19 protein-coding genes are annotated in these 26,200 nt (G+C 61.0%); 3 read left to right on the top strand and 16 right to left on the bottom strand.

Translation table 11 applies throughout. The features are described from left to right. Positions 1-123 precede the first annotated feature (123 nt). From LPB73_RS15940 to LPB73_RS15950, 3 genes are read left to right on the top strand one after another with little or no spacing between them, the layout of a single operon-like run. Entirely contained in the window at positions 124-1,422 is a 1,299-nt protein-coding gene (locus LPB73_RS15940; RefSeq protein WP_231077482.1) for an NAD-dependent epimerase/dehydratase family protein, read from the top strand. Then, positions 1,419-3,017 (top strand): GMC oxidoreductase, encoded by a 1,599-nt coding sequence (locus tag LPB73_RS15945; RefSeq protein ID WP_231077483.1) that lies wholly within the window; start codon positions 1,419-1,421, stop codon positions 3,015-3,017. Before LPB73_RS15940 ends, LPB73_RS15945 begins: the two co-directional genes overlap by 4 nt. Then, positions 3,007-6,021, top strand: coding sequence for a methyltransferase domain-containing protein (locus LPB73_RS15950; RefSeq protein WP_231077484.1), 3,015 nt, complete (start codon positions 3,007-3,009; stop codon positions 6,019-6,021). The genes LPB73_RS15945 and LPB73_RS15950 overlap by 11 nt, the downstream gene beginning before the upstream one ends. Before the next feature lie 73 nt (positions 6,022-6,094). Here the strand turns inward: LPB73_RS15950 and LPB73_RS15955 are convergent, their stop codons facing one another. The 16 genes from LPB73_RS15955 to LPB73_RS16030 all read right to left on the bottom strand — a co-directional run bounded on the left by LPB73_RS15955 (position 6,095) and on the right by LPB73_RS16030 (position 26,184). Next, the gene (locus tag LPB73_RS15955; RefSeq protein ID WP_231077485.1) at positions 6,095-9,070 is read right to left on the bottom strand and encodes a class I SAM-dependent methyltransferase; all 2,976 of its coding nucleotides are present in this window, start codon (positions 9,068-9,070) and stop codon (positions 6,095-6,097) included. Between the two features lie 199 nt (positions 9,071-9,269). Then, on the bottom strand, positions 9,270-10,235 hold the full coding sequence (locus LPB73_RS15960) for an NAD-dependent epimerase/dehydratase family protein (RefSeq protein ID WP_256461195.1): 966 nt from the start codon (positions 10,233-10,235) through the stop codon (positions 9,270-9,272). A gap of 8 nt (positions 10,236-10,243) precedes the next feature. Further along, positions 10,244-11,233, bottom strand: coding sequence for a GDP-mannose 4,6-dehydratase (gmd, locus tag LPB73_RS15965; RefSeq protein WP_231077487.1), 990 nt, complete (start codon positions 11,231-11,233; stop codon positions 10,244-10,246). Positions 11,234-11,437: 204 nt separating this feature from the next. Then, complete coding sequence (locus tag LPB73_RS15970; RefSeq protein WP_231077488.1) at positions 11,438-12,385, bottom strand: glycosyltransferase family 2 protein; 948 nt, start codon at positions 12,383-12,385, stop codon at positions 11,438-11,440. A gap of 72 nt (positions 12,386-12,457) precedes the next feature. Continuing rightward, positions 12,458-13,327, bottom strand: a complete 870-nt coding sequence (gene rfbA / locus LPB73_RS15975) for a glucose-1-phosphate thymidylyltransferase RfbA (protein ID WP_231077489.1) — start codon at positions 13,325-13,327, stop codon at positions 12,458-12,460. A gap of 14 nt (positions 13,328-13,341) precedes the next feature. Further along, positions 13,342-14,229: a dTDP-4-dehydrorhamnose reductase gene (gene rfbD / locus LPB73_RS15980; RefSeq protein WP_231077490.1), complete on the bottom strand. Its 888-nt coding sequence runs from the start codon at positions 14,227-14,229 to the stop codon at positions 13,342-13,344. 7 nt (positions 14,230-14,236) lie between these two features. Next, positions 14,237-15,286, bottom strand: a complete 1,050-nt coding sequence (gene rfbB, locus LPB73_RS15985) for a dTDP-glucose 4,6-dehydratase (RefSeq protein WP_231077491.1) — start codon at positions 15,284-15,286, stop codon at positions 14,237-14,239. A 3-nt stretch (positions 15,287-15,289) separates the two neighbouring features. After that, positions 15,290-15,859, bottom strand: a complete 570-nt coding sequence (rfbC, locus tag LPB73_RS15990) for a dTDP-4-dehydrorhamnose 3,5-epimerase (RefSeq protein ID WP_231077492.1) — start codon at positions 15,857-15,859, stop codon at positions 15,290-15,292. Positions 15,860-16,019: 160 nt separating this feature from the next. Next, positions 16,020-17,498 carry a hypothetical protein gene (locus tag LPB73_RS15995; RefSeq protein WP_231077493.1) on the bottom strand — a complete coding sequence of 493 codons (1,479 nt, stop codon included), beginning with the start codon at positions 17,496-17,498 and terminating at the stop codon, positions 16,020-16,022. A 138-nt stretch (positions 17,499-17,636) separates the two neighbouring features. Further along, positions 17,637-20,015: a hypothetical protein gene (locus tag LPB73_RS16000; protein WP_231077494.1), complete on the bottom strand. Its 2,379-nt coding sequence runs from the start codon at positions 20,013-20,015 to the stop codon at positions 17,637-17,639. A 30-nt stretch (positions 20,016-20,045) separates the two neighbouring features. After that, positions 20,046-20,432 (bottom strand): GtrA family protein, encoded by a 387-nt coding sequence (locus LPB73_RS16005; protein ID WP_231077495.1) that lies wholly within the window; start codon positions 20,430-20,432, stop codon positions 20,046-20,048. Further along, on the bottom strand, positions 20,429-21,736 hold the full coding sequence (locus LPB73_RS16010; protein ID WP_231077496.1) for an NAD(P)/FAD-dependent oxidoreductase: 1,308 nt from the start codon (positions 21,734-21,736) through the stop codon (positions 20,429-20,431). Before LPB73_RS16010 ends, LPB73_RS16005 begins: the two co-directional genes overlap by 4 nt. Positions 21,737-21,746: 10 nt before the next feature. Beyond that, positions 21,747-22,676, bottom strand: coding sequence for an NAD-dependent epimerase/dehydratase family protein (locus LPB73_RS16015; protein WP_231077497.1), 930 nt, complete (start codon positions 22,674-22,676; stop codon positions 21,747-21,749). 3 nt (positions 22,677-22,679) lie between these two features. Next, a complete protein-coding gene (locus tag LPB73_RS16020) occupies positions 22,680-23,432 on the bottom strand; it encodes an SDR family NAD(P)-dependent oxidoreductase (RefSeq protein ID WP_231077498.1) in 753 nt (250 codons plus the stop codon). Next, positions 23,429-24,697 (bottom strand): FAD-binding oxidoreductase, encoded by a 1,269-nt coding sequence (locus LPB73_RS16025; RefSeq protein WP_231077499.1) that lies wholly within the window; start codon positions 24,695-24,697, stop codon positions 23,429-23,431. The genes LPB73_RS16020 and LPB73_RS16025 overlap by 4 nt, the downstream gene beginning before the upstream one ends. A 56-nt stretch (positions 24,698-24,753) precedes the next feature. Beyond that, positions 24,754-26,184, bottom strand: a complete 1,431-nt coding sequence (locus LPB73_RS16030) for a UbiA family prenyltransferase (protein ID WP_231077500.1) — start codon at positions 26,182-26,184, stop codon at positions 24,754-24,756. Positions 26,185-26,200: the final 16 nt, after the last annotated feature.

Consider the following 26,200-nt stretch of genomic DNA (forward strand, 5'->3'; position numbering starts at 1 on the left):
GTCGCCCGCCCGGCACGTTCCCACAATGCTCTTGCGCAGCCGCTGCTAAAGCCGCAAAAATGCACGCCTTTTGGCGACACGCCGTGCTAAGTGCGTGCATCGAAGACGCGGAAGCCACTGAGAATGACGGATCCATCGCCGCCGCAGAAGGGCGTCATCGCCATCACGGGCGCGACGGGATACATAGGCCGCTCGACCGTGCGCGCGGCCCGGTCGAGTGGGTATGGCGTCGTCGCCCTCTCCCGCCGGCAGCCGAACCTGACCGGCGTCGGCTTTCAGCACTATGACCTAAAGGATGAGGGTGAGATCGACATCCCGGCCGGATGCGTCGCCATCCTCCATCTTGCCGCAGATACGCAGGCAGGAACTCGCACCGACGTCGCCAGCGAGGTGAACGCCGCGACCCGGATCATCCGTGCGGCCCAACAGAACAACCTTCCACTCGTTTTTGTGTCGAGCCAGACGGCATCTCCCGATGCAGCAACCGATTATGGCCGCGCGAAGTGGCAGGTCGAACAGATCATGCAGCAAACCGCCGGCTGTATTATCCGCCCTGGCCTCGTCTATGGCGGAACACCTCGAGGGCTGTTCGGCCAGCTGTACAGCTTCGTCAAAAGCCTGCCTGTCCTGCCGTCGTTCCTGCCAGCTCCCATGGTACAACCCATTCACGTCGACGATCTCGCTTCCGGCCTGATCCAGGCAGTCGAGCGACGCAGTGCCGGCATCATCAACCTGGCGCAGGACGCCTCCATCACCTTCACGCAGTTCCTTCGCATCTTGGCGCGTGACTATGTTCGCGCGGGGCGGATATTCGTTCCGTTCCCGGCGTTCCTGCTTTCACTGATCACGCCGGTTGCCGCCGTTTTTCCCCGCGCTCCGGATCTCGGCCGCATCCAATCTCTGTACGCAATGGGGGAGATGCGCACGTCGGTCGATCTCGAGCGATTGGGCCTCCGCCTTCGCCCGCTCGAAGACGGCATGCATCGCAGCGGAAACGGACAGTTGCGACGCCAACTGCGCGAAGCACGAGTCCTGCTGACCTACATTCTTCGCCAATCGCCGCCCGCCTCGCTGCTGCGCCGTTACGTGAATGCCGTGACTGCGCTCTATGGCGCTGACGCACCTATCGCCTTTCCGGCAATCCTTGAGCAGTTTCCGGTGTTGATTGCTGCACTCGAAGGCGCCGCCGCTAAACAGAAAGCTTCAAGATTGAGGTCGCGACTGTCTTGTGCGGTCCTGATCGCCGAAGCATCGCCGCTCGGCTCGAAGCGCTTCATGCGGGACAGGCCGGTTGGGCCGGTGATGGCGCTTTTCGCGATAGGAGCAGCGGTGGCGAAGGACAGTCTCATGCGTATCGGCAGCCTCATCCTGGCGAGACCGCTGACAATTGTCCTGAAAGCGTTAGAGCGCCCCGCACAATGACGGATCTCTACGACGCCATCATCCTGGGCTCCGGCCCGGCCGGGGTATCGGCTGCGTTTCCGCTGCTGAATCGCGGCTTGCGGGTGCTGATGATTGACGGTGACCTGGGACATTCGCCGACCCTGCCACCGGCAGGGTATTCGGACGCACGGAGCGCTGACCCGCATCAGTGGCGCTGGATGCTGGGCAGCGATTTCCATGCGCTGAAAACCCGCGCGCTGTCGTCGCCAAAGTTTAGAGTTCCGGCGCTGGCTAGCGTGTTCTCGGACTTCCAGCGCGAGAACCGCATCCACACGGATAATTTCAGTGCCGTCGGATCCCTCGCCACGGGCGGCCTGTCGAACGCCTGGGGCTGCGGCGTCTCGCGTTTCAGCAGCCAGGACCTTGCGGCGTTTCCATTCGCTGCAGATGACCTGCTGCCGTCATACGAGCGCGTCACACGGCGCATCGGGGTCAGCGGCCGCGGCAACGACGATCTTCGAGATTTCTTCGGTCTGGACGAATGGGCTCAGCGGCCCATTGCGCTGGATGAAATCCACACCGGCATTCTCGCCCGGTACCAAGCGTGTATCGCCAAATTCAGGCAATTGAACATACAAATGGGCCGGCCGCGCATGGCCGCGCTCGCGGACGATTTTGAAGGTCGTCTCGGCTGTGACCTTTCCAGCAACTGCCTGTGGGGCTGCTCCCGCGGCGCCCTGTACAATGCCCGCTTCGATCTGGCCGCGCTGAAGAAAAACTCGAACCTCTGGCATCTGGACGGCACTGTCGCCGACCGCCTCGTCAAACAGGGCGACGCGTGGACAGTGCATGTCCATGACCGGCGTTCAGGCACCGCGTTCGAAGTCCACGGCAGGACGATCCTCCTTGCCGCAGGCTGCATCGCCAGTACACGCTTCGTGCTGGATTATCTCGACCTCGTCGGCAAACCCGTGCGGTTCTTTTCCAATCCCACCGCAGCCTTTCTGGCGTGGATGCCGCGCGCGCTCGGCACTGCGCAGCAGGACGGCTTTGCCAGTTCGCAACTGGCGATGGCGTTCACGTCCGACCAGGGCGAAGATACGGCCTATGCCGGGCTGTTCTCGACGCAAGGGCTTCCGGTCAGCGAATTCCTCGACTTCCTCCCACTGACGAAGCGGTACGGCATCGACGTCATGCGGCACTTTCTAGCATCATGCGTGGTCGGCAACGTGTTCTTCCCGGGTTCCCTGTCCGAGCACCGGCTCACCCTCTCGGAAGACCGCAGCCTGCATGTTCGCGGCCAGTTCTCCCCCGATCTCGACACCGCGTTCCAAACCGTGAGCCGAAGCCTCAGGAAGGCGATGTTGGCCGTAGGCGGCATCGTACCGCCCGGCGCGTGCATTTTGAGCTCGCCGGGCACCGACGTGCATTACGCAGGATCGCTTCCGATGAAGGCCTGTCCCGAACCCGGACAGACCGATGCATTCGGGGAAGTCGCCGGCATGCCGGGCGTGTTCGCGGTCGACGGCGCGAGTCTGCCGAGCCTGCCCGCCAAGTCCCACACCCTAACCATTATGGCAAACGCCGATCGCATAGCGAGCCATGTCGCCACGCGCAAGGTAGTTGGATATTGACCGCACTCCGCAATTCATGCGGTGTAACCGCGATATCCAACGACAGCGACGTCCAATGACGGCCGGAGACAAAATGGATTTTAAGTGCAACGTCTGCGGGCACATGGCCAAGGGGATCCCGGTCGAGACCATCGACCGGGAAGTCCCGTCCTGCTCACAGTGCGGATCCTCAGTACGCTTCCGCAGCATTGTTCATCTGCTCAGCCTCAGTCTGTTTGGCCGCTCCATGGCGCTGCCGGACTTCCCGGTGAGCCCGCAGATCACCGGCATCGGGCTTTCCGATTGGGATGGCTACGCCGTGCCGCTGGCTGACAAGTTCGACTATACTAACACCTACTATCACCAGGAGCCGTTCTTCGATATTTGCAAGCCGGTAGGCGATCGCAATGCGAGCTGCGACTTTCTGATTTCGACCGAGGTCTTCGAACACGTGCCCCCGCCGGCGCAGATCGCGTTTCAGCATGCGCTCGACGTCCTCAAGCCCGGCGGCGTGCTGATCCTGACCGTCCCGTTCACCAACGAAGAACAGACGAAAGAGCATTTCCCGGAACTGCACAATTTCGAGATCGTCCGGTTTGCCGATGACTATGTGATGGTCAACCGCAGCAGGGATGGCGGGCATACTCTTCACGAAAACCTCGTGTTTCACGGCGGACCCGGTACGACGCTGGAAATGCGCGTGTACAGCCGAGCCGCGTTGCAACGCCATCTCGACGACGCGGGTTTCGTCAACACCCAGTTCTTCGAGCAGGACGTGCCGGAATGGGGAATCCTGCATAAACACCCGTGGAGCCTGCCGATCCTAGCCAGGCGGTCAGGCTCGACGGCCACCGCGACAGGCGGTGCGGCGGCAAAGCCTCCTGCGAAGGCGACGCCGCCTACGACATCGCCGCCGCCCTCTGACACACCACCGATGCACGCACCAAAGTGGGCAAGCGCGATCCGCGACATTCCCACCCTCGTCCTCATTGCCAGTACCGCGCTCGGCATCTTTGGACTGGTGCAATCCAACCTGCTCGCCGAGTCGCTCTGGCAGAGACTGCTGGTCAATCAGACGGGCCTCCTTTTCGCCGTTGTCGGTTTGCTTGCGATCGCCGCGTGCTTTGCAGCGGCCAGGTATGGGCGCAAGGCGGAAACCGTGCTGGCCCTGTTGCTGCTGGCATTCACCACAACCATATGCGGACCGGCCGCAACCGCTGTCGTGCTACTCTTCCTGCTGTCATCGTGGTGTCTCGGCATGCTCACGTTGCAGCGCTTCAGAACCCGACAAGATCCGGCTGAAGACGTCATTACTGTTGTAACGGGCTGGTCGATCTACGCGATGCTGTTCACGATGGTCGCGTCAATTCCCGTCAACATGGCGGCGACCCATGCGGTCGTATTGGGATTGCCGATCCTGCTGGCCGCCGCCAAGCCAACGATCCGTGGTCAGCTGCGGTCGTCATTGGCCAGCGCATTCGCGCCGCCGGCAAAGCCGGGTTACGGGGACGTCGTCCGAAACGCGGGACTGGTGGTGTGCGTCGTGATCCTATCGATGCATCTGGCGATGGTGGCGTTGCCGGATCGCTTCTTCGACGCCCTCTTATCGCATCTTTATATCCCATCGTTCATGTCGGCGCATCACGCTTGGAGCTACGATCCCGGCAATGCCTTTTCGTTCATGCCGAACGCCGCCGACATGCTCTATGCCGACATGTTTATGCTGCAGGGTGAAACCGCAGCCCGTCTTCTGAACTTTGCCGCGTTCTTTTTTACCTGCGTGGCGACGTTCCAAATCATCTCCCGCATCTGTTCCCGCTCGGTATCGGTCTGGGCGATTGCACTGCTGGTCTCGATCCCGCTGACTTTCATCGAATCGTCGACGCTGTTCGTCGAGAACACGGTAGCGCTGTTCCTGACGACCGCCATCCTCGCCATGGTTGTCGCCTCGTTTCGCATCCTGGGGCGCGATCATCTGGCGATCATGATGCTCCTCGCCGGTGCCACTATGGTCAAACTCCATGGCGCCATCGCTGCGGTCGTAATCGGAGCGATCAGCCTCGCGCTCTGCTTGCGCGGCAGAAGGACGCCGCGATCATTGATGCCTGTCGTGGCGATCACGCTTGCCACCGGCGTCGTTGCGCTATGGCCGTACTACTACGCGTGGCTGAAGACGGGAAACCCGGTGTTTCCGTTCTATAACCAGATTTTCAAGTCACCGTTCTTTCCGCCAGTCAATTTTGTCGATGGCCGCTGGATCGGCAAGTTCTCCGTGACGTTTCTCTACGACGCCACCTTCGCCACTGGCAATTTTGTCGAGGCCTATAACGGCGCGCTCGGCTTCACGCTATTTGTATTTCTTGCCGCCGGCCTTGTCGCGGCGCTGGCGGGCCGCAACCGGACCGCGCTTTTCTGCGGCGGCCTTGGCCTCTTCTTCGGGATCACCTTTGCCGCGCAGATTCAATATGTGCGCTATCTAATGATCTTCGTGCCGCTGCTGATGGTGCCCGTCGCGCTGGCGATCGAGCACATTCGCAAAGTTCGCCTAATGCAGATTCCGCTCGCCTGCCTAGTGGTCGTCATCGTTGGGTTGAACTTTTACAAGATGCCGGCCGGCGCCGGCGTGCTTGGTATCTCCGACCTGGCCGCGTGCTGCGACGAGAACGCTCGTCGTCAACTTGAATTCTTTCAAGCGCCAGAACGCATCGTCAACCGCGTCATCAATGAACAGGCCGGCCCCGCAGCGCGGGTTCTCTATGTCAGCAACCCGTTCGGCGCGTTACTGACGGGGACGGCCATCTACAGCACATGGCACAACTCGCGCTACGCCGCCGATTTTTCCGCCGTAAAGAGCGAACAGGATTTCGCGAAATTGATCGCGCAGATCGCCCCCTCCCGCGTCGTCGTCAACACCACCGGAGTGACGCCGCTCGAAAAAGCCGCCGACGCCTACCTACAGACCAAGGGGCGTTTGATCACGCGCATCGGATGGCTTGCACTTTATGAGCTGCACGCGCGTCCCTGATCGTGGCCGACAGAGTAAACTGCGGACGGCCGCCTGCCAGTAACTGGCGAACGACCGTCCAGTCACTTGAGGATCAGCTGGCCGGCCGCTCGTTCCTGCCGTGGTCGAGCGCCGAAAGTACGGATCGTGCCATGCTGTCGCGCGAGTAGAACTCCTGTGCGAAAGCTCGTTGAGCCGCCGATTGGGTAATCCAGGCCGTATCATCCGTCAGCAGGCCCGCCAAAGCGTCGCACAGACTCACGACATCGTCGTGAACCGGGACGATGCCCGCCAGCCCCGATATGCCCTGCGCACCGATCGACGTGGTCACCAGCGGCAGCCCACGGCTAAGCGCCTCGATCACCTTGCCTTTCACGCCAGCACCGAACCGAAGCGGAGCCACGGCGACACGGCAGCTTCGGTAAAGCTCATCTAGGGCGATGTCCGAAATATAGCCAGTGACCTTCACGTTTGGCGAAGCCAGCGCCAGCACTTCGGCTGTTGGACGGGAGCCCGCCAGAATGACCTTGAGGGAGCCGGTCTTACGTTCGAGTTCCGGCAGTATCTGATCCACCAGGAATCTGGCGGCATCGACGTTGGGCGCGTGAGCAAAGCCCGCCACGAACAGGAGCGTTCGCCCCAGCGGAGGCGACGGATGCGGCGGATGTTGGTCGAAAAAGAACGGCACGATCCCGCAGGCAACCGTGCCTGGCGATATTTCGCGCACCACGGCGGCTTCTTCCTCCGACGGATAGATGACGACATCGAAGTTGCGCCAGACGCGGCGCTCGAGGCGCTCCATTCTACCTGCGGCGACTTCGCCCTGAGCATCGCCGTCGAGCTTGGCCTGCCGCCGCATCCGGGCAAAATGCAAGTCGACGCCGTAAAAACTTAGAGTGGCGTTGGTTGTGCCCAGCAAGCTCGGAATTGCATAAGCCGCGACATCCGGCCGGATCGCCAGGACGTGGTCCAATTCTTCGCCATGCTGCTTCATCCAGGTTGGAAGATCGCCGGCCGCGCGGTTGTCCAACACCTCAATGCCCCGCTGTTCGAGCAAGGGCGTATACTTATCATCGTAGCCGCGGCCGTGCGGCCAGAATTTTATCACCCAGCCTGCGTCTACCAAGCTGTCAATGATGCCCATGGCGCTGCGCGATCCCGCGTCCTGGTCCGGTTGCGGAACATAATGGTCGATCACAAGTATGAGCTTCCGCGCCGCCGCACGGTCCCTGGCTCGAATCACGCGCTCGCCATTGGCAAAGTTGTTGCTCGCTAGATCGGCGCCCCAACGCTCCATCATCCGCGCCTGGTTCACGACCTGATGGGCCTTCACGCCCTGCTGCAGGTCGGTGCCGTGCGACATGCCTTCGTGGTGGATGACGACCGACTGCGGCTCGTACAAGACCTTCAACCCGCGGGCACGAATGCGGAAGGCCAAGTCGACGTCCTCGTAATAGGCGGGGGCGAACGACTCATCGAATCCGCCCAGGCTGGCGAACAGATCGCGGCGAACCATGATCGAGGCACCGGAGCAGTAATCCACTTCGCGAACGTAGTTGAACTCCGGCAGCGCGGGATCCTGACCGCGGCCGTAATTCCATCCGGATGCATCTTTCCACATGATTCCGCCGGCTTCCTGCAGCTTTCCGTCAGGAAACAGCAGCTTCGAGCCGACCATGCCGACATCGGCATGCGCTTCCAGCCTGTCGACCAAAGCGTCGATGGCGCCCGGGCGCAGTTCGGTATCGTTGTTCAGGAAATAAAGATATTTTCCGTTTGCCCGCTCGGCGGCGCGATTGCAGCTCAGCAAGAACCCGAGATTTGTCTCATTGCGCGACAGCTGAATTCCGCTGACAGCTTTCAGTCGCGACGCCTCGGCCGCATCCGGAAACGCGTCGTCAACAACCAGGACTTCGGTCGCACACCGTGGCCGAAACTTCGCAATCGACGCGAGACAAGCCAGCGTCAGATCCGCCTGACCATAGGTGGAAATGACGATCGAGACCACGGGCTCCGACGCGTTGGGAAACTGGATGGCGGCGGCATCTGCGAACGAATATTCCTTCCGAGGTGCGATCAGGCTGTCAGACGGGTTGCCACGCAATGCGCCTCGAGCTGCACCGCGCAACACCCTGAGCATTCTCCAAGCCAATAGCAGGATCCGACGGAGCACTCTTGCGACGAGAGGAAACCGCAGAACAATGCCGCGCAATCGGGACAAGATGCGCACTGCGATGCTGCTCTGCATGACTCGGAGCGAATGCTCCGCGGCATCGGCCCTCGTCGTGAGCGTCTCGATGACCTTTACTGCGTTGGCTTCCCGTTCCGCTCCCTGAACAGCACGCTTGGACGCTTCCTGGAGCAGAATTTCAAGCCTCCGCGCCCTGGCTTCGGCAACTTCAGAAGTCATGAAAACGGTCATCTCGAAATGGTCCGACGCAGCAGCCCCGAGCCGGCTGTAGCTGTCGCGGACACCGTCTGCGGCTGCGCCGCTGGCGGCGTCGAACAGATCGCGGACAGCCGGCGGAAATTCGCTCCCCATTCCCAGCACGCCAAGACCGTTGCCGTGCAGGAACTCGAAATGAGGATGCTTCTGCGCTAGCTCGGCCCAAAGCTTGTAAACGCCAAACCCCCGTTCGTGGACGTTGGTGTCATGAAACAACACAATCGCATTGGGTTTCAACTTCGGAATCCACGAGTGGAAGTCGTGGCTGACATCCTCGAAAAAGTGCCGCCCATCAATGTGTAGCAGATCGATGGATCCATCTGCGAAGCTCGCTAGCGCGTCGTCGAATGTCGAACGGATCATATGGGCGAAGCCGGAATACCGGCCATCGACATAAGCTTTCAGTTCGTCATACACGACATCGCCGTAGCGTCCGGCGTGCACGTCGCCCTGCCAGGTGTCGATCGCATAACACTGGGTGTCGATGTTCAAATTCTCAACCGCCTGGCAGAAGGCACCGAACGAGTACCCCATGTGCGTGCCGAGCTCGACAATAGTTTTCGGACGGTAAGCATCGATCAACCAGAAGGCAAACGGTGCATGCTCGGCCCAACCAGAACCCACGCTTGATCGTTCAGGGAGCCAGAACGAACAAGATGAAATGCATTTAACCGACACGCGAAATCCTTTACTCAAACGATTGTCAAAAAGGTTGGGATCTTTCTAGAAAGCTTTATAAGGTCAGCATACTTCGGATCAACGTTAAAGCTGTACTCGTGACCTGGTTCAACGGATCTGCGCGAGATACTGTGGTTGGTTGAATTTACAATTCTAAGCGAGATCGGCAATCGTTCAGAACGTCACGAACCGTTGTCTCGAAATCGTGCCCCGGCGTCCAATCGAGGACGTGGCGTGCCCTGGTGGCGTCACCCACAACAACGCTAAGGCCAGAAGCCTGCGCTCTCGCCGGATCGACCTCCACGGCGATGCTCATCTCAGTCTGGGACAACAACATCGTCAGAATGTCGGATATCTTGCGCGGGATCCCGGAAGCCACATTCAAGATCAGGCCGGGCTCCAAGTGGTCACTGCGTTGAATACCCAGGACATAGGCATCCGCGACATCACGGACATCGAGAAAGTCCCGGCGCGCCTCGAGATTTCCAACACGCATGACCGCGGGAACGAGGCGGGCTTCGATCCGTGCGATCTGCATGGCGAATGCGGGGATGACGAAAGCATCGGTCTGTCCGGGCCCGGTATGATTGAAGGGCCGAAACCGAATGCACTTTAGTCCTTTCGTAACCAGCGCGCCTAGCGCGAGATCGGCCGCCGCTTTCGACGCGCCGTATTCATCTGTCGGCGCCAGCACCGCGTCTTCATCGAGCGGCATGCCCGACCTCGCAGTGTCGCCATAGACCAGCCCGGATCCCACATGCACCAGAACACAGGTCGGAGCGACGTCGAGAATGGCCATCGCTATACTGCGGGTCGCATCCAGATGAACCCGCCAGCCCACGGCCGGATCCGCATTCGCCGCAGACGGTGCAGCGATCGCCGCGAGGTTGACGATGTGACTTGGCCTGTATTGTGCGATCGCCTCGCGAACCGCCGCGGGGGCAGTCACGTCGAGTGCGGAAATCGTCCCGACGATAGGATGCTCATGCGCTTGTAGGGCTGTACCGAAAATCGAAACCGCTTCCCCATAGGCACGTCGGAGCGCGGTTACCAAATGCGGCCCCGCAAATCCGCCGGCTCCCGTGATTAGTACCCGAGGCTGAGAAGACATGTGATGGATCACAGATGCTCATGGAGCTTGAACCGCGTAAGATCGGCTTGCACCATCTCCGCAACCAACTGCTCTAGGGTCGTCTCGGATTTCCAGCCCAAGCGGGAATGGGCCTTTGAAGCGTCCCCATGCAAGACATCGACTTCAGCCGCGCGAAGATACTTCGGATCAATCACAACGTGATCTTCCATATTGAGCCCGGCGCAGGCGAATGCCAGCGAGCAAAACTCCCTGACTGACGTCGTCCTTCCCGTGGCGATGACGTAATCGTCCGGCACATCCTGCTGCAGCATCAACCACATGGCTTTGGTGTAGTCGCGAGCATGCCCCCAATCGCGCTTGGCGTCGAGGTTGCCCAACGAGAGTGTCTTTTGCCGCCCGAGCTTGATCTGCGCCACAGCGGCAGTGATTTTCCGGGTGACGAACTCGATGCCGCGTAGCGGCGACTCGTGATTGAACAGGATGCCGCTGGAGGCGTGCATGCCGAAACTCTCGCGGTAATTCACCGTCATCCAGTGCCCGTAAAGCTTTGCCGCTGCATACGGCGAGCGCGGATAGAAAGGCGTGGTCTCAGACTGAATGGGCTCCTGAATCAGCCCGTACATTTCGGACGAAGACGCTTGGTAAAAACGCGCTTCCGGGCAAACGATGCGCACGGCCTCCAACATGTTGGCCGCACCCATCCCTGTAACGTTGCCAGTCAGTAGCGGCTGTTGCCAAGACGATTTGACGAAGGATTGCGCCGCCAGATTGTAAACTTCGGAGGGCCGAACATCGCCGAGAATTCGGATCAGGCTGGAGAGATCCGTCAAATTGCCGTCATGCAATGTCACCTGACCATCGACACCAATCCACTTGAGGCGACTCGCGACCACATCTGCAGACGCACTTCGGCGCAGCAGGCCGTGCACGGCGTAGCCCTTGTCGACGAGGAACTTGGCCAGGTACGCTCCGTCTTGGCCTGTGATTCCAGTCAGAAATGCAATATTCTCGGTCATAAGCTCAGCTTTGTAATCCTGTCAGCAAGCCTGCCAGCGACCTTCAATACCGGTTGCGCCGGAGGTTGTCACCTCGGCATCTAGGGCATAGCCGTCGTATTGTCGCAAGGATTATAAAATGCCGTGCAACATTGATCTAGCTGGCCGTCCGAGAGGACTGCGACCTGCCGCGACGTTGGTGTTTCCAGCGATCCCCCGACTTCGTCAGGCGCCGCCCTGCAGCGGCTCGCTGGGGACGTTGTAAATATCGTATGCCACTGCGGCCAGCAGCAGCTGCGAGCCCAGGATGATCGGCAACGACGCCAGCATCACCGTTCCGGCCGGCGTCTCGACACCGTGCATACCGTTGCCGATCCAATTGTACACCCCCCAGGTCACGCCGAAAACCATCAGGAAAATTCCTACGATGGTTTCGATAGTCCCAATGCTAACGTCGCGCAGAATGTAATTGTAGAAGAAGCGTTTAGAGAAATTGAGCAGATACCTTCCGGGAAAGTCGAACAGCACCTTGCTGATACGAAGATTGCTCTGCTCATCGCCATAGAACGCCGGCATCGATACATCACGCACCGTAGCGCGAACGATGCTAAGCCGGAACAACATATCGGACTCAAAAAAATAACGCGCCGCCAGCTTATCCAGATCGAGCATCTTCAACGTCGACTTGTGGATTGCCGTGAAGCCATTCGTGGGGTCCATGATATTCCAGTAGCCGGTCGAGATCTTGTTAACGAACGACAGCGCCGAATTTCCCAACACTCGGACAAACGGCATTTGACGTAGATCTTCGATATTGAAAAATCGATTGCCTTTGGTGTAATCGGCACGGCGTGCAACGATTGGTGCAATCAATGATGCGATCTGCAGCGGATCCATTTGCCCGTCGCCGTCGACTTTGACGACGACATCGATATTGTCCGCTAGGGCGGCGCGATAACCCGAGACAACCGCCCCGCCGACGCCTTGATTGACTTGATGCTGGATGACGCGGACCTTCGCGGAAGGAAAATGCTCTACCACAAGGGCGCCCGAACCTTCGGGACATTGATCGTCGACAACATAGATCATGTCGACGACCGGCAACGTTCGCTCGACGACATCAATGATGTGCTTGCTAACCCGATAGCAAGGGATGACCGCAGCGACTTTCATTTCTTACCTTATGCGAACGCAGGCGCAGATGTTACGCTTCTCGAACTTGGTACATTGCGAGTTTGGCTTCGCCTACGCCCCCGCAGCCAATCCACGAACGTATTTCGCGTACTCGCTCTTCCCCAGCTCTTCGCCGATCTTCGCTAGCTGGTCGCGGTCGATGTAGCCTTGGTTGAACGCCACCTCTTCTGGGCAGGCAATCCGAAACCCCTGGCGCCGCTCCAGCGTCGCGACGAACTCCGCGGCTTCCATCAGGCTATCCGGCGTGCCGGTGTCGAGCCACGTGAAGCCGCGGCCCATCTTCTGCACGCCGAGTATGCCGCGTTCCAGATAGACGCGGTTGACGTCGGTAATCTCCAGCTCGCCCCGCGCCGACGGCTTGATGTTGGCGGCGATATCCACCACGTGCTGGTCGTAGAAATACAGCCCTGTCACTGCAAAATTCGATTTCGGCTGCAGCGGCTTTTCCTCGATCGAGGTGGCCCTGCCATCGGCGTCGAAGGCGACCACGCCGTAACGCTCCGGGTCCGCGACATGATAGGCGAACACCGTGGCACCGGAGGCGCGCGAGGTCGCGCTGGCCATGAGGTCCGGCAAACCGTGGCCGAAGAAGATATTGTCGCCGAGGATCAGCGCGGATGGACCGCCCTCGACGAACTTTGCACCGATGATGAAGGCCTGCGCCAGGCCTTCCGGCTTCGGCTGCTCGGCATAGGACAGCGACAGGCCCCAGCGGGCGCCATCGCCCAACAGCGCCTGGAACAACGGCAGATCGTGCGGGGTGGAGATGATCAGAATCTCGCGGATTCCGGCCAGCATCAGTGTGCTGAGCGGATAGTAGATCATCGGCTTGTCATAGACGGGCAGCAGCTGCTTCGACGTGACCAGCGTCATCGGATAAAGCCGCGTGCCGCTGCCGCCGGCTAGAATGATGCCCTTCAAAAACCCACCCTCGTCTAAGATTGCAGGAGACGATCCAAGCAATTCGCAAGGGACGTTTCCATCGATTGCAGCTGGATGTCAAACACCTCAGCCAGCCTCGCCGTCGACAGCCGCGAATTGGCCGGCCGCGCCGCCGGCGTCGGGTAATCGGCTGTGGAAATGGCATCGACCGGGACGGAACGCCCGCCATGCAGCGCGGATTGCCGCATGATTTCGCGGGCGAAGCCGCACCACGTCAGCGTGTCTGGCCCCGCCAGATGCGTAACCCCGGCATATTCCGGGCGCCAGCGCTCCCCTGCGATGCGCTCGGCGATCGCCAGCACCGCGTCCGCAATATCCGGCGCATAGGTCGGACAGCCGACTTGGTCGTCTACCACCCGTAGCCGGTCGCGCTCTGCGGCCAGCCGCAGCATGGTGCGGACGAAATTGCTGCCGAACGGCGCATAGACCCAAGAGGTGCGCAGAACCACGTGGCGGGGATGTGCGGCGGTGACCGCCTGTTCGCCCGCCAGCTTGGACTGGCCATAGACCCCCTGCGGGACCACCGGATCGCTCTCCACGTAGGCGCCCGTCTTCTTCCCATCATAAACGTAATCGGTCGAGAAGTGGATCACCGGCGCGTTTTGAGCGGCGGCGGCCGCCGCCACCGCCCCGGCACCGTCGCGATTGATGGCGAAGGCCAGCTGCGGCTCGACCTCGGCCTTGTCGACGGCAGTATAGGCCGCCGGGTTGATGACCACATCGGGGCGAAACGCATCCAGCGCCTGGTCGATGGAGGCAGGATTCAGCAGGTCCAGCTCGGCGCGGCTGCTGCTGCCGAACACGATGTCTGAACGGCCCACGGCCGCTTCCCGCAGCGCGCGGGCGACCTGCCCCTCGCCGCCAATCACATATAGACGCATGCGGGCCTCACGCCTTGACCAGGCCGAGGCGCTCGCCGCCATAGACCTTCTGGCGTAGCGGCTCCCACCATGCGGCGTTGTCGAGATACCAGCGGACCGTCTTCTCGATGCCGGTCTCAAAAGTCTCCTGGGCGCGCCAGCCGAGCTCGTTTTCCAGCTTGGTGGCATCGATCGCATAGCGCTGGTCGTGGCCGGGCCGGTCGGTGACAAAGGAAATCAGGTCGTGATGCGAGGTATTGGCCGGGCGCAGCTCGTCCATCCAGGTACATATCTGTTCGACCACGTCGAGATTCTTGCGCTCGTTGCGGCCGCCGATGTTGTAGGTCTCGCCGGGCACGCCCTTCGACAATATGACGCCGAGCGCGCGGGCGTGGTCCTCGACGTAGAGCCAGTCGCGCACGTTCGATCCGTCGCCATAAACCGGCAGCGTCTTGCGGTCCAGCGCGTTCAATATGACCAGCGGGATCAGCTTTTCCGGGAAATGATACGGACCGTAATTGTTCGAGCAGTTCGACACGATCACCGGCATGCCATAGGTGCGGTGCCACGCTTTGGCGAGGTGATCGGACGCGGCCTTGGTCGCCGAATAGGGCGAGGACGGATCGTAGGGCGTGGTCTCAGTGAACAGACCCTCGGCGCCGAGCGATCCGTAGACCTCGTCGGTGGAGACGTGGATGAAGCGGAAGTCTATCGCGTTATTCGCGCGCGTCTTGAGATAACTGCGCGCTGCCTCCAGCAGCGTGAAGGTGCCCATGACGTTGGTCTGCACAAACACGTCGGAGCCGGAGATCGAACGGTCGACATGGCTTTCAGCGGCGAGATGCACCACCGCGTCCGGTTGGTATTTCTCGAAGATCGCGTTAACTACGACTGCGTCGCAGATGTCGTGCTTCTCGAACGCGTAGCGCGGGCTGGATGCCACCGGTACCAGCGAGGCGAGATTGCCCGCATAGGTCATCTTGTCCAGCACGACGACGTCATAGCCTAGATCGGCAATGAAATGCCGGCAGACCGCCGACCCGATAAAGCCGGCGCCGCCGGTGACGAGAACCCGCATCCATTACTCCTGACGAATATAGTCGAATGCCGGCAGCATCTCCGCCAGCTTGGGTTGCTTGCGGTCCTTGTCCGACAACACCACATCAGCGGCCGAAATGCCCCACTCGATCCCCAGCGCCGGATCATCCCAGGCGAGGCCGCGATCACATTCAGGCGCGTAATAATCGGTCACCTTGTAGATGACTTCGCAGTCATCCTCCAGTGTCAGATAGCCGTGCGCGAAGCCGGCCGGCACCCACAACTGGTTCCAGTTGTCTGCCGACAGCTCGGCCGCCACGTGGCGTCCGTAACTCGGCGAGCCGGTGCGGATATCGACGGCAACATCGAGGATGGAACCGCGCGTACAGCGCACCAGCTTGCCCTGGGCGTGCGGCGGCGTCTGGAAGTGCAGGCCGCGCAGCACACCCTTCTGGGTAGAGCGGACATGGTTGTCCTGGATGAAGGGCGTGGTCAGGCCATGCTTCGCGAACTCGTCGGCACGAAACGTCTCGGAAAAGAAGCCCCGCGCGTCGCCATGCTTGGCCGGGGTCACCAGCCAGATATCGGGAATTTCGAGGCGTTCTATCTGCATGGTCTATCAATTTCTGGACTGGTCAGTTGATCTGCCCGGATTCCGTTGACGAAATCGTTGCTGCGCCACGGCCCGGCAACGTCGACTCCAAACGCGGCATAGCCTTACAAGCCTTTGCTGCGCTTAGTCAATTTCCAGATGGAGCGAACCGGACCGGGCTTTAAGGGACCCGTGCCCACCCAAAAGCGACAAGACCATAAATCAGCATCGAATAGGCCAGTAAAAGCGGGCTCATAACGAACAGGAAATGCCGGAATGGCCCTGCTTCGGTAACGGTCGTCCAAAACAACTTGGCCCTGCCCGGCATGTCTTTCCGGATCTGGCTTCGCAAGGACTTCGCCAGACCCGGGTGAGAAAGCACCGCAACCATGCGATCAGCGAAAGGATACGGAAGCTTGGCTCCATTACTTTCCAGCTTGGCCTGGTCTCGCTTATCGAGATACTCGGCAACGATACCGACATGCTGATAGGAGCCGTTGTAGCGCGAGCGAATATCTCTGGAGGTTACCTGGGAGAAATAGTGGACCAGCACCCCGGACACGACCACGACCCATATGCGTCCGACCAACAGCAATCGGCTGGATGATGCAACGTCCGAAACGGCTCTAAGCACCAAGCAGAAATTGATCGTAATCCCGACAAGCAGAATATCCTGATATCGTGACGACCCGCCATCTCCGGTTGGACGCCCGAAGGCAATCATGGCGATGGCAATCCAGACCCAGAGGATCAAAGCCAAAATCTTCCAGCGGACGTCATTGTCCGCAACACGCTGTGCGATCATTCGCACGGCCAAAACCGAAGCGGGCGTGTTCAATGCAAGCGCCGAAAACAAGCCCGACGGCAGCGGCCAGCTCGCATAGCGGACAATACCGTTAAAAAGTATGACAGCCTTCGTCCAAAGGCCGCCCGCTTCGGTCGGGTTGAGTCGAGGGACGTAGAAGATCATCACGCCTGCCAGCGCAAGATATGACAACAACACGAGATACTCCCGCATTCCACGGCGCCCCCGCGTGTACATTTGCAGGAGCGTGATTGCGGCAGCTGCCATCGGCGTAGCGACGGCCGATGACATGCTAAAATAGGCACAGACCGAAAGAGCGATGCCCAGCCACCACCTTGATGAAAATGGCGACGAACCACAGAGCAACAGAAGCGCCAGGTAAGAAAACAGCAATAGGAAATACCACATGGTCTGCAGGGACCAGATCGAATTTTCCCAACCAAAAGGAACAGCAAGGAGAATTGCAGTCGATGCAATAATTGCGAGCGCCGTATTTCGAGAAGTCTTCTCGGACAGCACGCGTGCAATCAACACAATGGCCGCAGTATGAACGACGGCGTTTACCATCATGATGGCGATCGTATCCCAGCGCCCTGTAGAAATAAATGTAAGCAGCCAGACCACGCGTGCCGACGTCGCCCGATGTTCGTTGTGCGCGGCGAACCAGTCGAGCAGGCCCAGCCTTCCATCCAGGTAGGGCAGAAACAGATTGTGTCCCTGGGCGTCCCACTCGTCCCAGAACGGCACCGGCCCGGCAAAAGCTCCAATGAACGTGAACTTGAAGCACAGAAGCGCAACCGCTGCGATCGCCAAAGCTAGCGTGCGTTGGTGGACCACTCCGTCATTTGAATTCATCGAGCGGCCCGCATCAAATCACGACCCTGCAAAATCATTTAAGTGCCGCAATACGATAAATCCGGGATCGAACGGAAGTCCGACCAGGCCCAATCAGTACCGTGCCCGCTGATCGGTTCAACAGGATGCGTCGTGCCATCATGGCATGAGATCTACCTTGCTCCAGTACGACCAAGCCCAATTGCAATTATCCATGCAGGACGTCCGGAACTTGAGCTGGCCCCCACCCGCGGGAAGCGCGATCTTCGCCGACTGCAGCCCGCGATCGGATACCACAGCGGTCGGATTGAGGCAGCGCGAGAACAGTTGCTGCGCAGAATCGCCGACAATCGAGAAACACGCACCTCTCGAATTATTACCGCCCTGCCACGCGGAATCGCGCATGCCGAAGCCAATCTCGATCGATGACGAGGAGCCGACAGCCAATGTCAGTTCGGACGGCGCGTGCGCGAACAGGCCCTCAGCCGACGGCCCTACCATTGGGGGGCTAAGCCGGTTGCTGTCGATGATCGCCTGCAAACCGGAATGGCCGGCGACTTTGAGCCTAGATTTCCATGCAGACTTATCCGCTCGGCTCAGGATGCCCGTGTCGATTTCCGCGAAGGAGATTGCTACGTCCGATTTGTAAGCCCATGATTGCCGCCAGCTTTCGACGACTGAAAAAGCCACCGGCCGCATCCGGCTGTTGGCGGCTGCGGCGCCATCAAACAGTTGCAGAAACATCTGCGAGGTGGCGAGGGTCGGGACTAGGATGGCGCCTTCCCGGGCCATACCGGGGATCAGCCGATAGTCTTCGGAGGGCCCTTCCGCGTAGAACGCGCGCAGCAAAATGGAGGGCGGCTTCAGGAGTTGCTCGGCCAGCCGGCCCAAAACGCTGTATTGCACATCAATCTTGACGAACAGCGGCGCCGTCGATGCGGGCACGTCGATGCGCTCGCCAAGTCTGACGCGACGGCCAATCGGAGCGCCGAGCACATCGGGAAGCGGTTGCGGCCGCTTGCGCAGTACCAGCAGGTCGTTGCTGCGTTCAAACGGCTCGTAACGCTGCAGCAACAGCGGCCACAGCGCCCCCTCGGCGGATGCGGGATGGCGGCCATCGATCGATCCCGGGGCGAAGAATACGAAGTCCGGTGCCTTCGGCGACAGATAGAACTCGCGGTTTCGTTGAATTAGCAGCGGCGAATAGGTGGTATACTCCTGGATCGTCGGCCGCGGACGGTAGTCCAGTTGCGCCGCAATCACTTCGCTTTGCCGCGACGGGATGATGTCCACGCTGCCGCTGACGGCGGGCATATGGGACGTCGCATGCAGTCGCTCGCGGGCCGCCGAAAACTGCTGTTCTTTTTCGGCCATCCAGCCGCGCGGCCGAAGCGCAAAATCCGCCACGCCTTCAAGATTCGTAATCGAGCGCGCGATAATGCCGCCCGGATTGAGTACGCCGAGCGGCATCTTCTGAAGGTAAGGCGCGTAAAGATACATAAAGCTGATAAATAGGACCACTTCAAACGGATAGTACTTCTTCCATATCGGTCCGCTCGCCAGAGCCACCGCAGGAACGGCCAGGAACAGCCCGGTCCACGCGATCAGGGAATGGCCGTCGTGGCGGACAAACCCGGCCTTCATCAGGACGAACAGATAGCCAATCAACAGCAGCAGTTGCGCGATCGCCGTCGCTCGGCCCGGCCCACGAACTTTGATGGTGGGCCACGTCGCTAGCGCCGCGACCACGACAATGGCAAAGCTGGAGACGCCCCACAGCCAGATCGAATCCGGCGCGCCGTCGATGCTCATTCCAGCGGAATAGCCTTTCGACACTTCGAGCGAGGCCTGCAGGTAGGCCGGCAAATTCGACAGCGACTGGCCCGCCGCTACGAAAAACGCCACTGCGCAGACGAGGAACGAAGCAGTCTTGTACGGGATTTCGCGGCGCGAGACCGACAGCAGATCGACGATCAGAAACACCGGCAGAGCAAGCACCAGCACCGAGAACTTGGCCATCGCAAAGGCCGCCACCACGACGATCGACGCCGTCATGACCAGGGCGCCAACCTTTCGGGAGGCATACAGATAGCCCGAAGCGAAGACGAAGAAGAGCATCAGTCCATCACGCAGCAACCGCTCGGACAGCAGAACCAGGCAGAGCAGAAAAATGGCGAGAAGTACGCGCCGTTCACTTGCGTGAAACAGCGGTACCAACATCCGTCTCAGCTGAACGGCAAAGACGACTAGCCACAGGCAATCCAAAGCGATAATCGCCGGAGCCATTTCATGCGGAAACATGCGGTGGTAAAAGCTCGACAACGGCCCCGAGGTAAAGACGATCTCCGAGCCGAATGCAGAACCCTTCTCTACGGCATTCGAGACGGCATAGACCCAGGAAGCATCGAGGCCGGCGCTCGGAAATCCGAAAGTTGCCGGCCGGATGCACGCTGCGGATACCAAGAACACGACCAACGCGAGCATGAGTTGGCCGACACCCGGTGCAAGTCGTGATAGATCGAGGCGCTGGAAGCGCATAAAAATCTTCCTCAGACCGTCGACGCGGAACTACCCGAACGTGAACTTCTTGTGCCCGAAATAGCTCGTCGCGATCGGGCTGATGACGCCGATAGCGTGAGCCATCAGATCCTTTTGCCAGACGATACCGAGCCATGGAAGCACCCACTCGGCGAGACCCACGCTGACGATCCACACCTGCGCAAGCGCCACCAGATTAACCAGCGCGAAGCGCGTCGCTTCGCTGCGGACGTGACGGTCGGAGCGTTCGAACACGAATTGCCGCGTTAGGATGAACGCGGTGATCATGCCGATCAGATAGGCGATGACGACGGCGATCTCGAAGCGTACGAACGACGAGAGTAGCCAGCGTGACAGGATGTTGACGGCAGCAGCGAGGCCGCCGGCCAGCGCGAAACGGGCGAATTCGACATTCACAGCTGCGCGCCTTGCGATGCCGCCACGCCCGCCTGTTCCGCCATGCACCGCCCGAGCCGGATGCTCTCCGCAACGCCGCGATCCTCGGGATAATAGTAGCAGGTGTCGGCAATCTGCAGCCCGGCGATCGGCGTTTGCACCGGTGGCAATTTGTCCGCGAAGCCGGGCTCGCAGATCGGCTGGGCGTGGCGCAGGCGGCCGACCTTGGCGTCGAGCAGGTCGGCGTCACCAATCGCGGGATTGATGTGCTTGATGTAGCCGAACGCCTCGTCGATGAACTGCTCATCGGACCACTGCCATTTCGGCTGGGTCACCGGCATGTAATACGGCACATAGACGATGGCGTCGCCGACGCGGCGCAGGTTGGAGAACTCGATCAGGCCGGGGATCTCGATGTCGTCGGCGACGATGTTGACCCAGAAATGCGGCGTCACGGATTGGCGCAGCTTGAACAGCAGGCAGACCACGCCGATGTTCTTGATCGCGGCATATCTATCCTGCCAATCCTGCGGCAGGTCCGGCACCAGGCGATTGACCAGCGGCACGGGGACGGTCGAGATCACCGCGTCGGCCGCGAACTCACGGCCGCCGGCGCGCACCGCGGTGACGCGGCCATCCTGCACGATCACCTGCTCGGCCGGCATACTGAGATGGATGCGGCCGCCCTTGCGGCGGATATCGTCGGCAATGGCCTCCACCAGCGTCTCCGAGCCGCCGTCGATATAGCCGAGCTGTTCCTGGAAAATCGATTTGCGCGAATTGCCGATGCGCTTGATGCGGGTCGCAATCCACGACGCTGCGACCTCGTCGGCATATTCGTAAAACTTTAGCTCCTGTAGCCGCTTCCACAATTTGTTGTAGACCGATATGCCGGAGCCGCCCTCGATCCATTTTCGCGAGGTCAGATGTTCGATGCGGTCGAAGTTTTTCGACTTCGTGGTCAGGAACATCTGCAGCCCGGTCCGGATCTTCTCCATCAAGGTGAGGTGCGGAAAAGTCAGCAGCGAAACGGGATCGCCCCATTTATGCACCTTGCCATGGGTGTAGTACGCCATGGACGTATCGACCCAGCGCATCCGGTCGCCGATGCCGAGCTCGTGCATCAGCTCGAAGGTCGGCGTGTCGGATTTGCAGACGAAATGATAGAAGCGCTCGATTGAGACGCCGGAAAAATCGAAATGCGCGGCCATGCCGCCGGCCTTGGTATCGGCCTCGATCAGGTCGACCTCGTGGCCCAGCGTCACCGCGCGCTGCGCGGCGGCGAGGCCCATGGGGCCTGCTCCCAACACAACGATGCGGCTCATGGCAAAACTCCTAGAAGGACAGGATGATCTTCGAATGGTCGGGATGCAGGTAGGTCTCGGACAGCGCCTGACGCAGCGACGTCGAGGCAACGCTGAATTCTCCGGGCCAGTCGATTACTGGAAAGGTTTCTGGAATCACCAGCGCTTCGAGTTGCCCGGTGGTGAACGGCGGTTTCTTGTCGATACGGGCATAGACCCACAGCAGCGCCCAGAACAGCGCATAGGGAATATGCACGATTTTCGCACGCGGCTTGACGATGTCGTGGATCATGCCGATGAGGCCGCCATAGGAGATCTTCTCGAGGCCCGAGATGTCGAACGTCCCGGTCTTGCGCTGCTCGATGGACGCCACGATGATCGAGACGAGATCGCCGACATAGAGCGGCTGACGCATGAAATTGCCGTCGGCGGGGATGGGAAACACCGGCGCCTTGTCCATGAAGCGGCGCAACCAGCCAAGATGCTTGCGGTCGAACCAGCCGAACATCAGCGTCGGGCGTAGCGTCACATGCGGGATGGTGCAGGCGTCGAAGAGCTTTTCCTGCGCAGTCTTGGTCTGGGTGTAGAAATCGTTAGCCGAGGAATTCACCACCGACGAGGAGATACCAACCACGTAAGGCACGGCATGGGCGTGCGCGGCGGCCAGGATATGCTCGGTGGCGGTGACGTTGTTGGCGACGAACTCTTCGATGAACAGGCCGCCGATCTGGGCCTGGTTGACCACCACCGTATCCGCGCCAACGAAGCATTCCGCCCATGCACCGGGCTCGGCGAGATCCGCCTCGATCATCGTGACGTCGGGATGCACGTCGCGAAACAACGCGACATTGGCGGCGTGCTTGTCGATGCCGATGAGTTCGAACCCGGAACGGGCCTTGAGCCGCGCCACCAGATTCTGCCCGACGAGACCCGCGGCGCCGGTGATGATGATCTTGCGCATGGGCTAGAAGTTCATCTTGTTGAAGATGGCGGCCGGGATGTTGCGGATGATCGCCATGATCAGCCGCCAGCGCGCCGGCGCGTAGACCACCGGACCGCCGCTGTCAGCCGCCTTGCGCACCACCGCCGCGACCGCCTCCGGTGTCGCCCACATCGGGCCGCCTTTGGCCATGCCGGCGGTCATCGCGGTGTCGGTCGGGCCGGGCTTGACGATGACGACGCGCGGCCCGACGCCGCGGAAGCGGTGGCTGATCCCCTGCACCAGCACGGCGAGGCCGGCCTTGGCGGCGCCGTAGACATAATTCGAGCGGCGGCCGCGGTCGCCGGCCACGGAGCCGAGCACCACCAGCGAGCCCCTGCCCTGGCGCTCCAAAAGGTTGGCGACGGCCAGCGTCCAGGCGGCGGCGGAGCGGAAATTGACGTCGATGATGGCCAGCGCCGCGGCTTCGTCGCGGTCGGCGGTCGCCTGGTCGCCGAGCACGCCATAGGCCAGAATGACGTGGTCCAGCCCGCCTAGTTTCGCGACCATGCCTGCCAGCGTGGCGGCGGCGTCCGGGGCGGTGAAATCGACGTCGAAGATTTCGGTGACGGCGGCGCCGCGCGCCTTGAGGTCAGCGGCGATGACAGCCAGGCGCTCGGCGTTGCGGCCGGCGAGACCGATGGTGGCGCCCTCGGCCGCGTACAACCGGGCGGTCGCCTGGGCGATGCCGGAACCGGCGCCGAGGATCAGTACACGAAGCGGATTTGGCGTTGTCATGAGGTCATCCGCCGCCAGAATGTCGACGACATCCCGGGGTCCAGGTGCGTTGTGAATAGGTCCAGCGCCGGATAGCCAGCCCTGAACATTGCTGGCGGCAGCCGGCCATCCTTGGCTGGGTAAAGGCGCCCTCCGGCTTCTCTGACAATCGCATCGAGCTTGTCAAGCAGCCAAAGGGTCGGTCCCCCGCGATTGGCGAAGTCCAGCGCCAGCGTGGTTCCCTGCCGGGGGAACGACAGCAGGCCGGGCGAAGCGATATCGCCAAAGGTCTTTAGCACGGCCAGGAAGGAGCCCTGCCCGGCAGCGGCGATGGTCCGCAGCATCTCGGCCGTGGCCTCCGCGGCTACAGCCGGCGGCACCACGCTCTGGTATTGATAGAAACCGCGCGGGCCATAGAGCCGGTTCCAGTCACCGATGGCATCGAGCGGGTAGAAGAACGGGTCGTAGGACACGGTGGCCTGCCGGGCACGGCCGGCGAGCCGGAAATAGGCCTCGTTGAACGCCGCAATCGACACCCGGTTGAGCAGGAAGCCTGGGGCGTCAAAGGGGACGCTTGGCCCCCCCCGCGGCTTAACGCGCAAATCGTCGTCGCTGACGTGACGGGCCCGGGTGAAGATGCCACGGCCGAGCCGGTCGCCCTTGGCCAGGCAATCAACCCACGCGACAGTATAATCGTGGCTGGAGTCGCTCTCCGCCGACAGCGCGAAGAATTCTTGCAGGTTGCCAAACGGGATTGTCTGCACCGCCATGTTCGAGCTGATGATCGGCACTAGTTGCAGCGTGGCACGGGTGATGACGCCGGTTAGACCCAAGCCGCCGACTGTGGCCGCGAACAGACCGGAAGTATCATCATCATCGACCACGCTCTCGCTGCCATCGGAGCGCAACAGGCTGAGGCTGCGGATCCAGCGCCCAAAGGTGCCGGCGCGGTGATGGTTCTTGCCGTGCACGTCGTTAGCGATGGCGCCGCCGAGGGTGGCGAATTTGGTGCCGGGGGTAACCGGCAGGAAGAAGCCGGCGGGAATCGCCAGCTTCAGAATATCCGCCAGGCTGACGCCAGCCTCTGCCTCGAGCAAGCCAGTGGCCCGGTCGAAGAGGATGAAGCGGTCGAGGCCGATCATTTCGATCAGGGCACCGCCGTCGTTAATGCAACTGTCGCCATAGGAGCGCCGAAGCCCGCCTGCCAGCAGGCCGTGGGCCGGCCCGGCGCCCCGCCTGACAAGCGGAGCTAGTTCGTCAGGAAACGATGGACGCGCGACGCGCATAAGGGTGCGTGGGGTCCGCCCCCACGAGAGAACATCGGCGCGTTCCACGAAGCTGGTCACAAGGCCAACAGGATGGCCACGGCGACCAGCACGCCGAGACCGAGGCTAACATTGTCGCGCAGCGCAAATGCCACCGGATCGTCGGTCATCCGGCCGCGGTGCGACAATACCCAGATGCGGCAACTGAATAGGAAGATAGCGATCGGCGCCACCCAGAGCCACGCCGGTGTGTGGTAGATCTGGCGGGCGAAAACCTCCTCGACAAGATACAGCACGACAATGACGATCGAGGCCATCGAAGCCGCGCTGCCGAACGCCAGCGTCAGGCCTTCGTCGCCGGCCTGATAACCGCGGCCTTCCAGTTTCTGCAAGCTGTGCTCGGCCGCGCGCAAAATCTCGGTATGGCGCTTGGCCAGCGCCAGCGAGAAGAAGAAGAACATCGAAAACGTCAGCAGCCAAGCCGACGGCTCCAGATCCGCCGCCGCAATGCCGATCAGGATGCGGATCGTGAACAGCAGGGCTATGACGAAGGTGTCGAACAGCGGAATTCGCTTCCAGCCAAACGAATAGCCCAGCGTCACCGCCACATAGAACAGCAAGCAAAGCCCCGCGAGAGGCGCGACCAGCAACGCGACGATACAGGCCACCGGCAGCACGGCGCTGACCACCAGCAGGCCATCGCGCACCGGGATCGCGCCGGAGGCAAAGCCGCGGCGGCGCTTCGACCAGTGCTTGCGGTCCGAGGCGAGGTCCGCCATGTCGTTGACGAGGTAAGTTAGCGATGCGACCATGCAGAGCAGGCCGACCATCACCAAAGCGCGCAGCAGCCCCTCCGGCGTGACGTCACGCCAGCCCAACGCCACCGGCACCAGCACGATCATGTTCTTGGCCCACTGGTGCGGGCGCAACGCCTTCAGCCAGACCGCGCGGCCATGGGGCTTGTCGCCGAACGCCCGCTCGACCGGCGTCCCGCCGGCCTCGACGGCATCGACCAGCGCCCGGCTCGACGACACCACCACGGCCGCTTTCGCACTGCGCCAGACCGGCAGGTCGACGGTGCTGTCACCGGCATAGACAAAGCCATCGGGAAACTGCTGCAACAACCGGTCGGCCTTGTTCTGCCCCTTCAGGTTGAGGCCGCCCTCGCTGCCGTTGACCGACCTGAACAGCGGAAACCGGCTGGCGACCTTGAGGGCGATGACCCGGTCGGCGGCCGTGGCAAGATGGATCTCGCGGCCGGCATGGGCCTCCTGCTCGAGATAGGCGAGCAGTTCCTCGCGGACCGGGAAACTGTCCACATCGGGCTCCGCCACCCGCGTCAGCCGCTGCTTGAAGGCGGAAATGCCGTTGCGTAGTTCAAGCAAAGCAAGCAGGCTGCCAAAAGTGCTGGCAAACAGTCCGGCAGCAAAGGTCTCGAAAAGGCTGTCGACCTTGAGAAAGGTGCCGTCGAGATCGACGATCAGCGGCAATTTTCGTGTGTCGATCATCGCTCAAATGAACTCG

The organism is Tardiphaga sp. 37S4, from assembly GCF_021044645.1.
GTDB lineage: Bacteria > Pseudomonadota > Alphaproteobacteria > Rhizobiales > Xanthobacteraceae > Tardiphaga > Tardiphaga robiniae.

Bases quoted from the DNA above. Each gene is read 5' to 3' on its own strand.
- LPB73_RS15940 (WP_231077482.1), top strand. From the start codon at position 124: ATGACGGATCCATCGCCGCCGCAGAAGGGCGTCATCGCCATCACGGGC.
- LPB73_RS15945 (WP_231077483.1), top strand. From the start codon at position 1,419: ATGACGGATCTCTACGACGCCATCATCCTGGGCTCCGGCCCGGCCGGG.
- LPB73_RS15960 (WP_256461195.1), bottom strand. From the start codon at position 10,235: ATGTCTTCTCAGCCTCGGGTACTAATCACGGGAGCCGGCGGATTTGCG.
- gmd (WP_231077487.1), bottom strand. From the start codon at position 11,233: ATGACCGAGAATATTGCATTTCTGACTGGAATCACAGGCCAAGACGGA.
- LPB73_RS15970 (WP_231077488.1), bottom strand. From the start codon at position 12,385: ATGAAAGTCGCTGCGGTCATCCCTTGCTATCGGGTTAGCAAGCACATC.
- rfbD (WP_231077490.1), bottom strand. From the start codon at position 14,229: ATGCGTCTATATGTGATTGGCGGCGAGGGGCAGGTCGCCCGCGCGCTG.
- rfbB (WP_231077491.1), bottom strand. From the start codon at position 15,286: ATGCGGGTTCTCGTCACCGGCGGCGCCGGCTTTATCGGGTCGGCGGTC.
- rfbC (WP_231077492.1), bottom strand. From the start codon at position 15,859: ATGCAGATAGAACGCCTCGAAATTCCCGATATCTGGCTGGTGACCCCG.
- LPB73_RS15995 (WP_231077493.1), bottom strand. From the start codon at position 17,498: ATGAATTCAAATGACGGAGTGGTCCACCAACGCACGCTAGCTTTGGCG.
- LPB73_RS16000 (WP_231077494.1), bottom strand. From the start codon at position 20,015: ATGCGCTTCCAGCGCCTCGATCTATCACGACTTGCACCGGGTGTCGGC.
- LPB73_RS16010 (WP_231077496.1), bottom strand. From the start codon at position 21,736: ATGAGCCGCATCGTTGTGTTGGGAGCAGGCCCCATGGGCCTCGCCGCC.
- LPB73_RS16015 (WP_231077497.1), bottom strand. From the start codon at position 22,676: ATGCGCAAGATCATCATCACCGGCGCCGCGGGTCTCGTCGGGCAGAAT.
- LPB73_RS16020 (WP_231077498.1), bottom strand. From the start codon at position 23,432: ATGACAACGCCAAATCCGCTTCGTGTACTGATCCTCGGCGCCGGTTCC.
- LPB73_RS16025 (WP_231077499.1), bottom strand. From the start codon at position 24,697: ATGCGCGTCGCGCGTCCATCGTTTCCTGACGAACTAGCTCCGCTTGTC.
- LPB73_RS16030 (WP_231077500.1), bottom strand. From the start codon at position 26,184: ATGATCGACACACGAAAATTGCCGCTGATCGTCGATCTCGACGGCACC.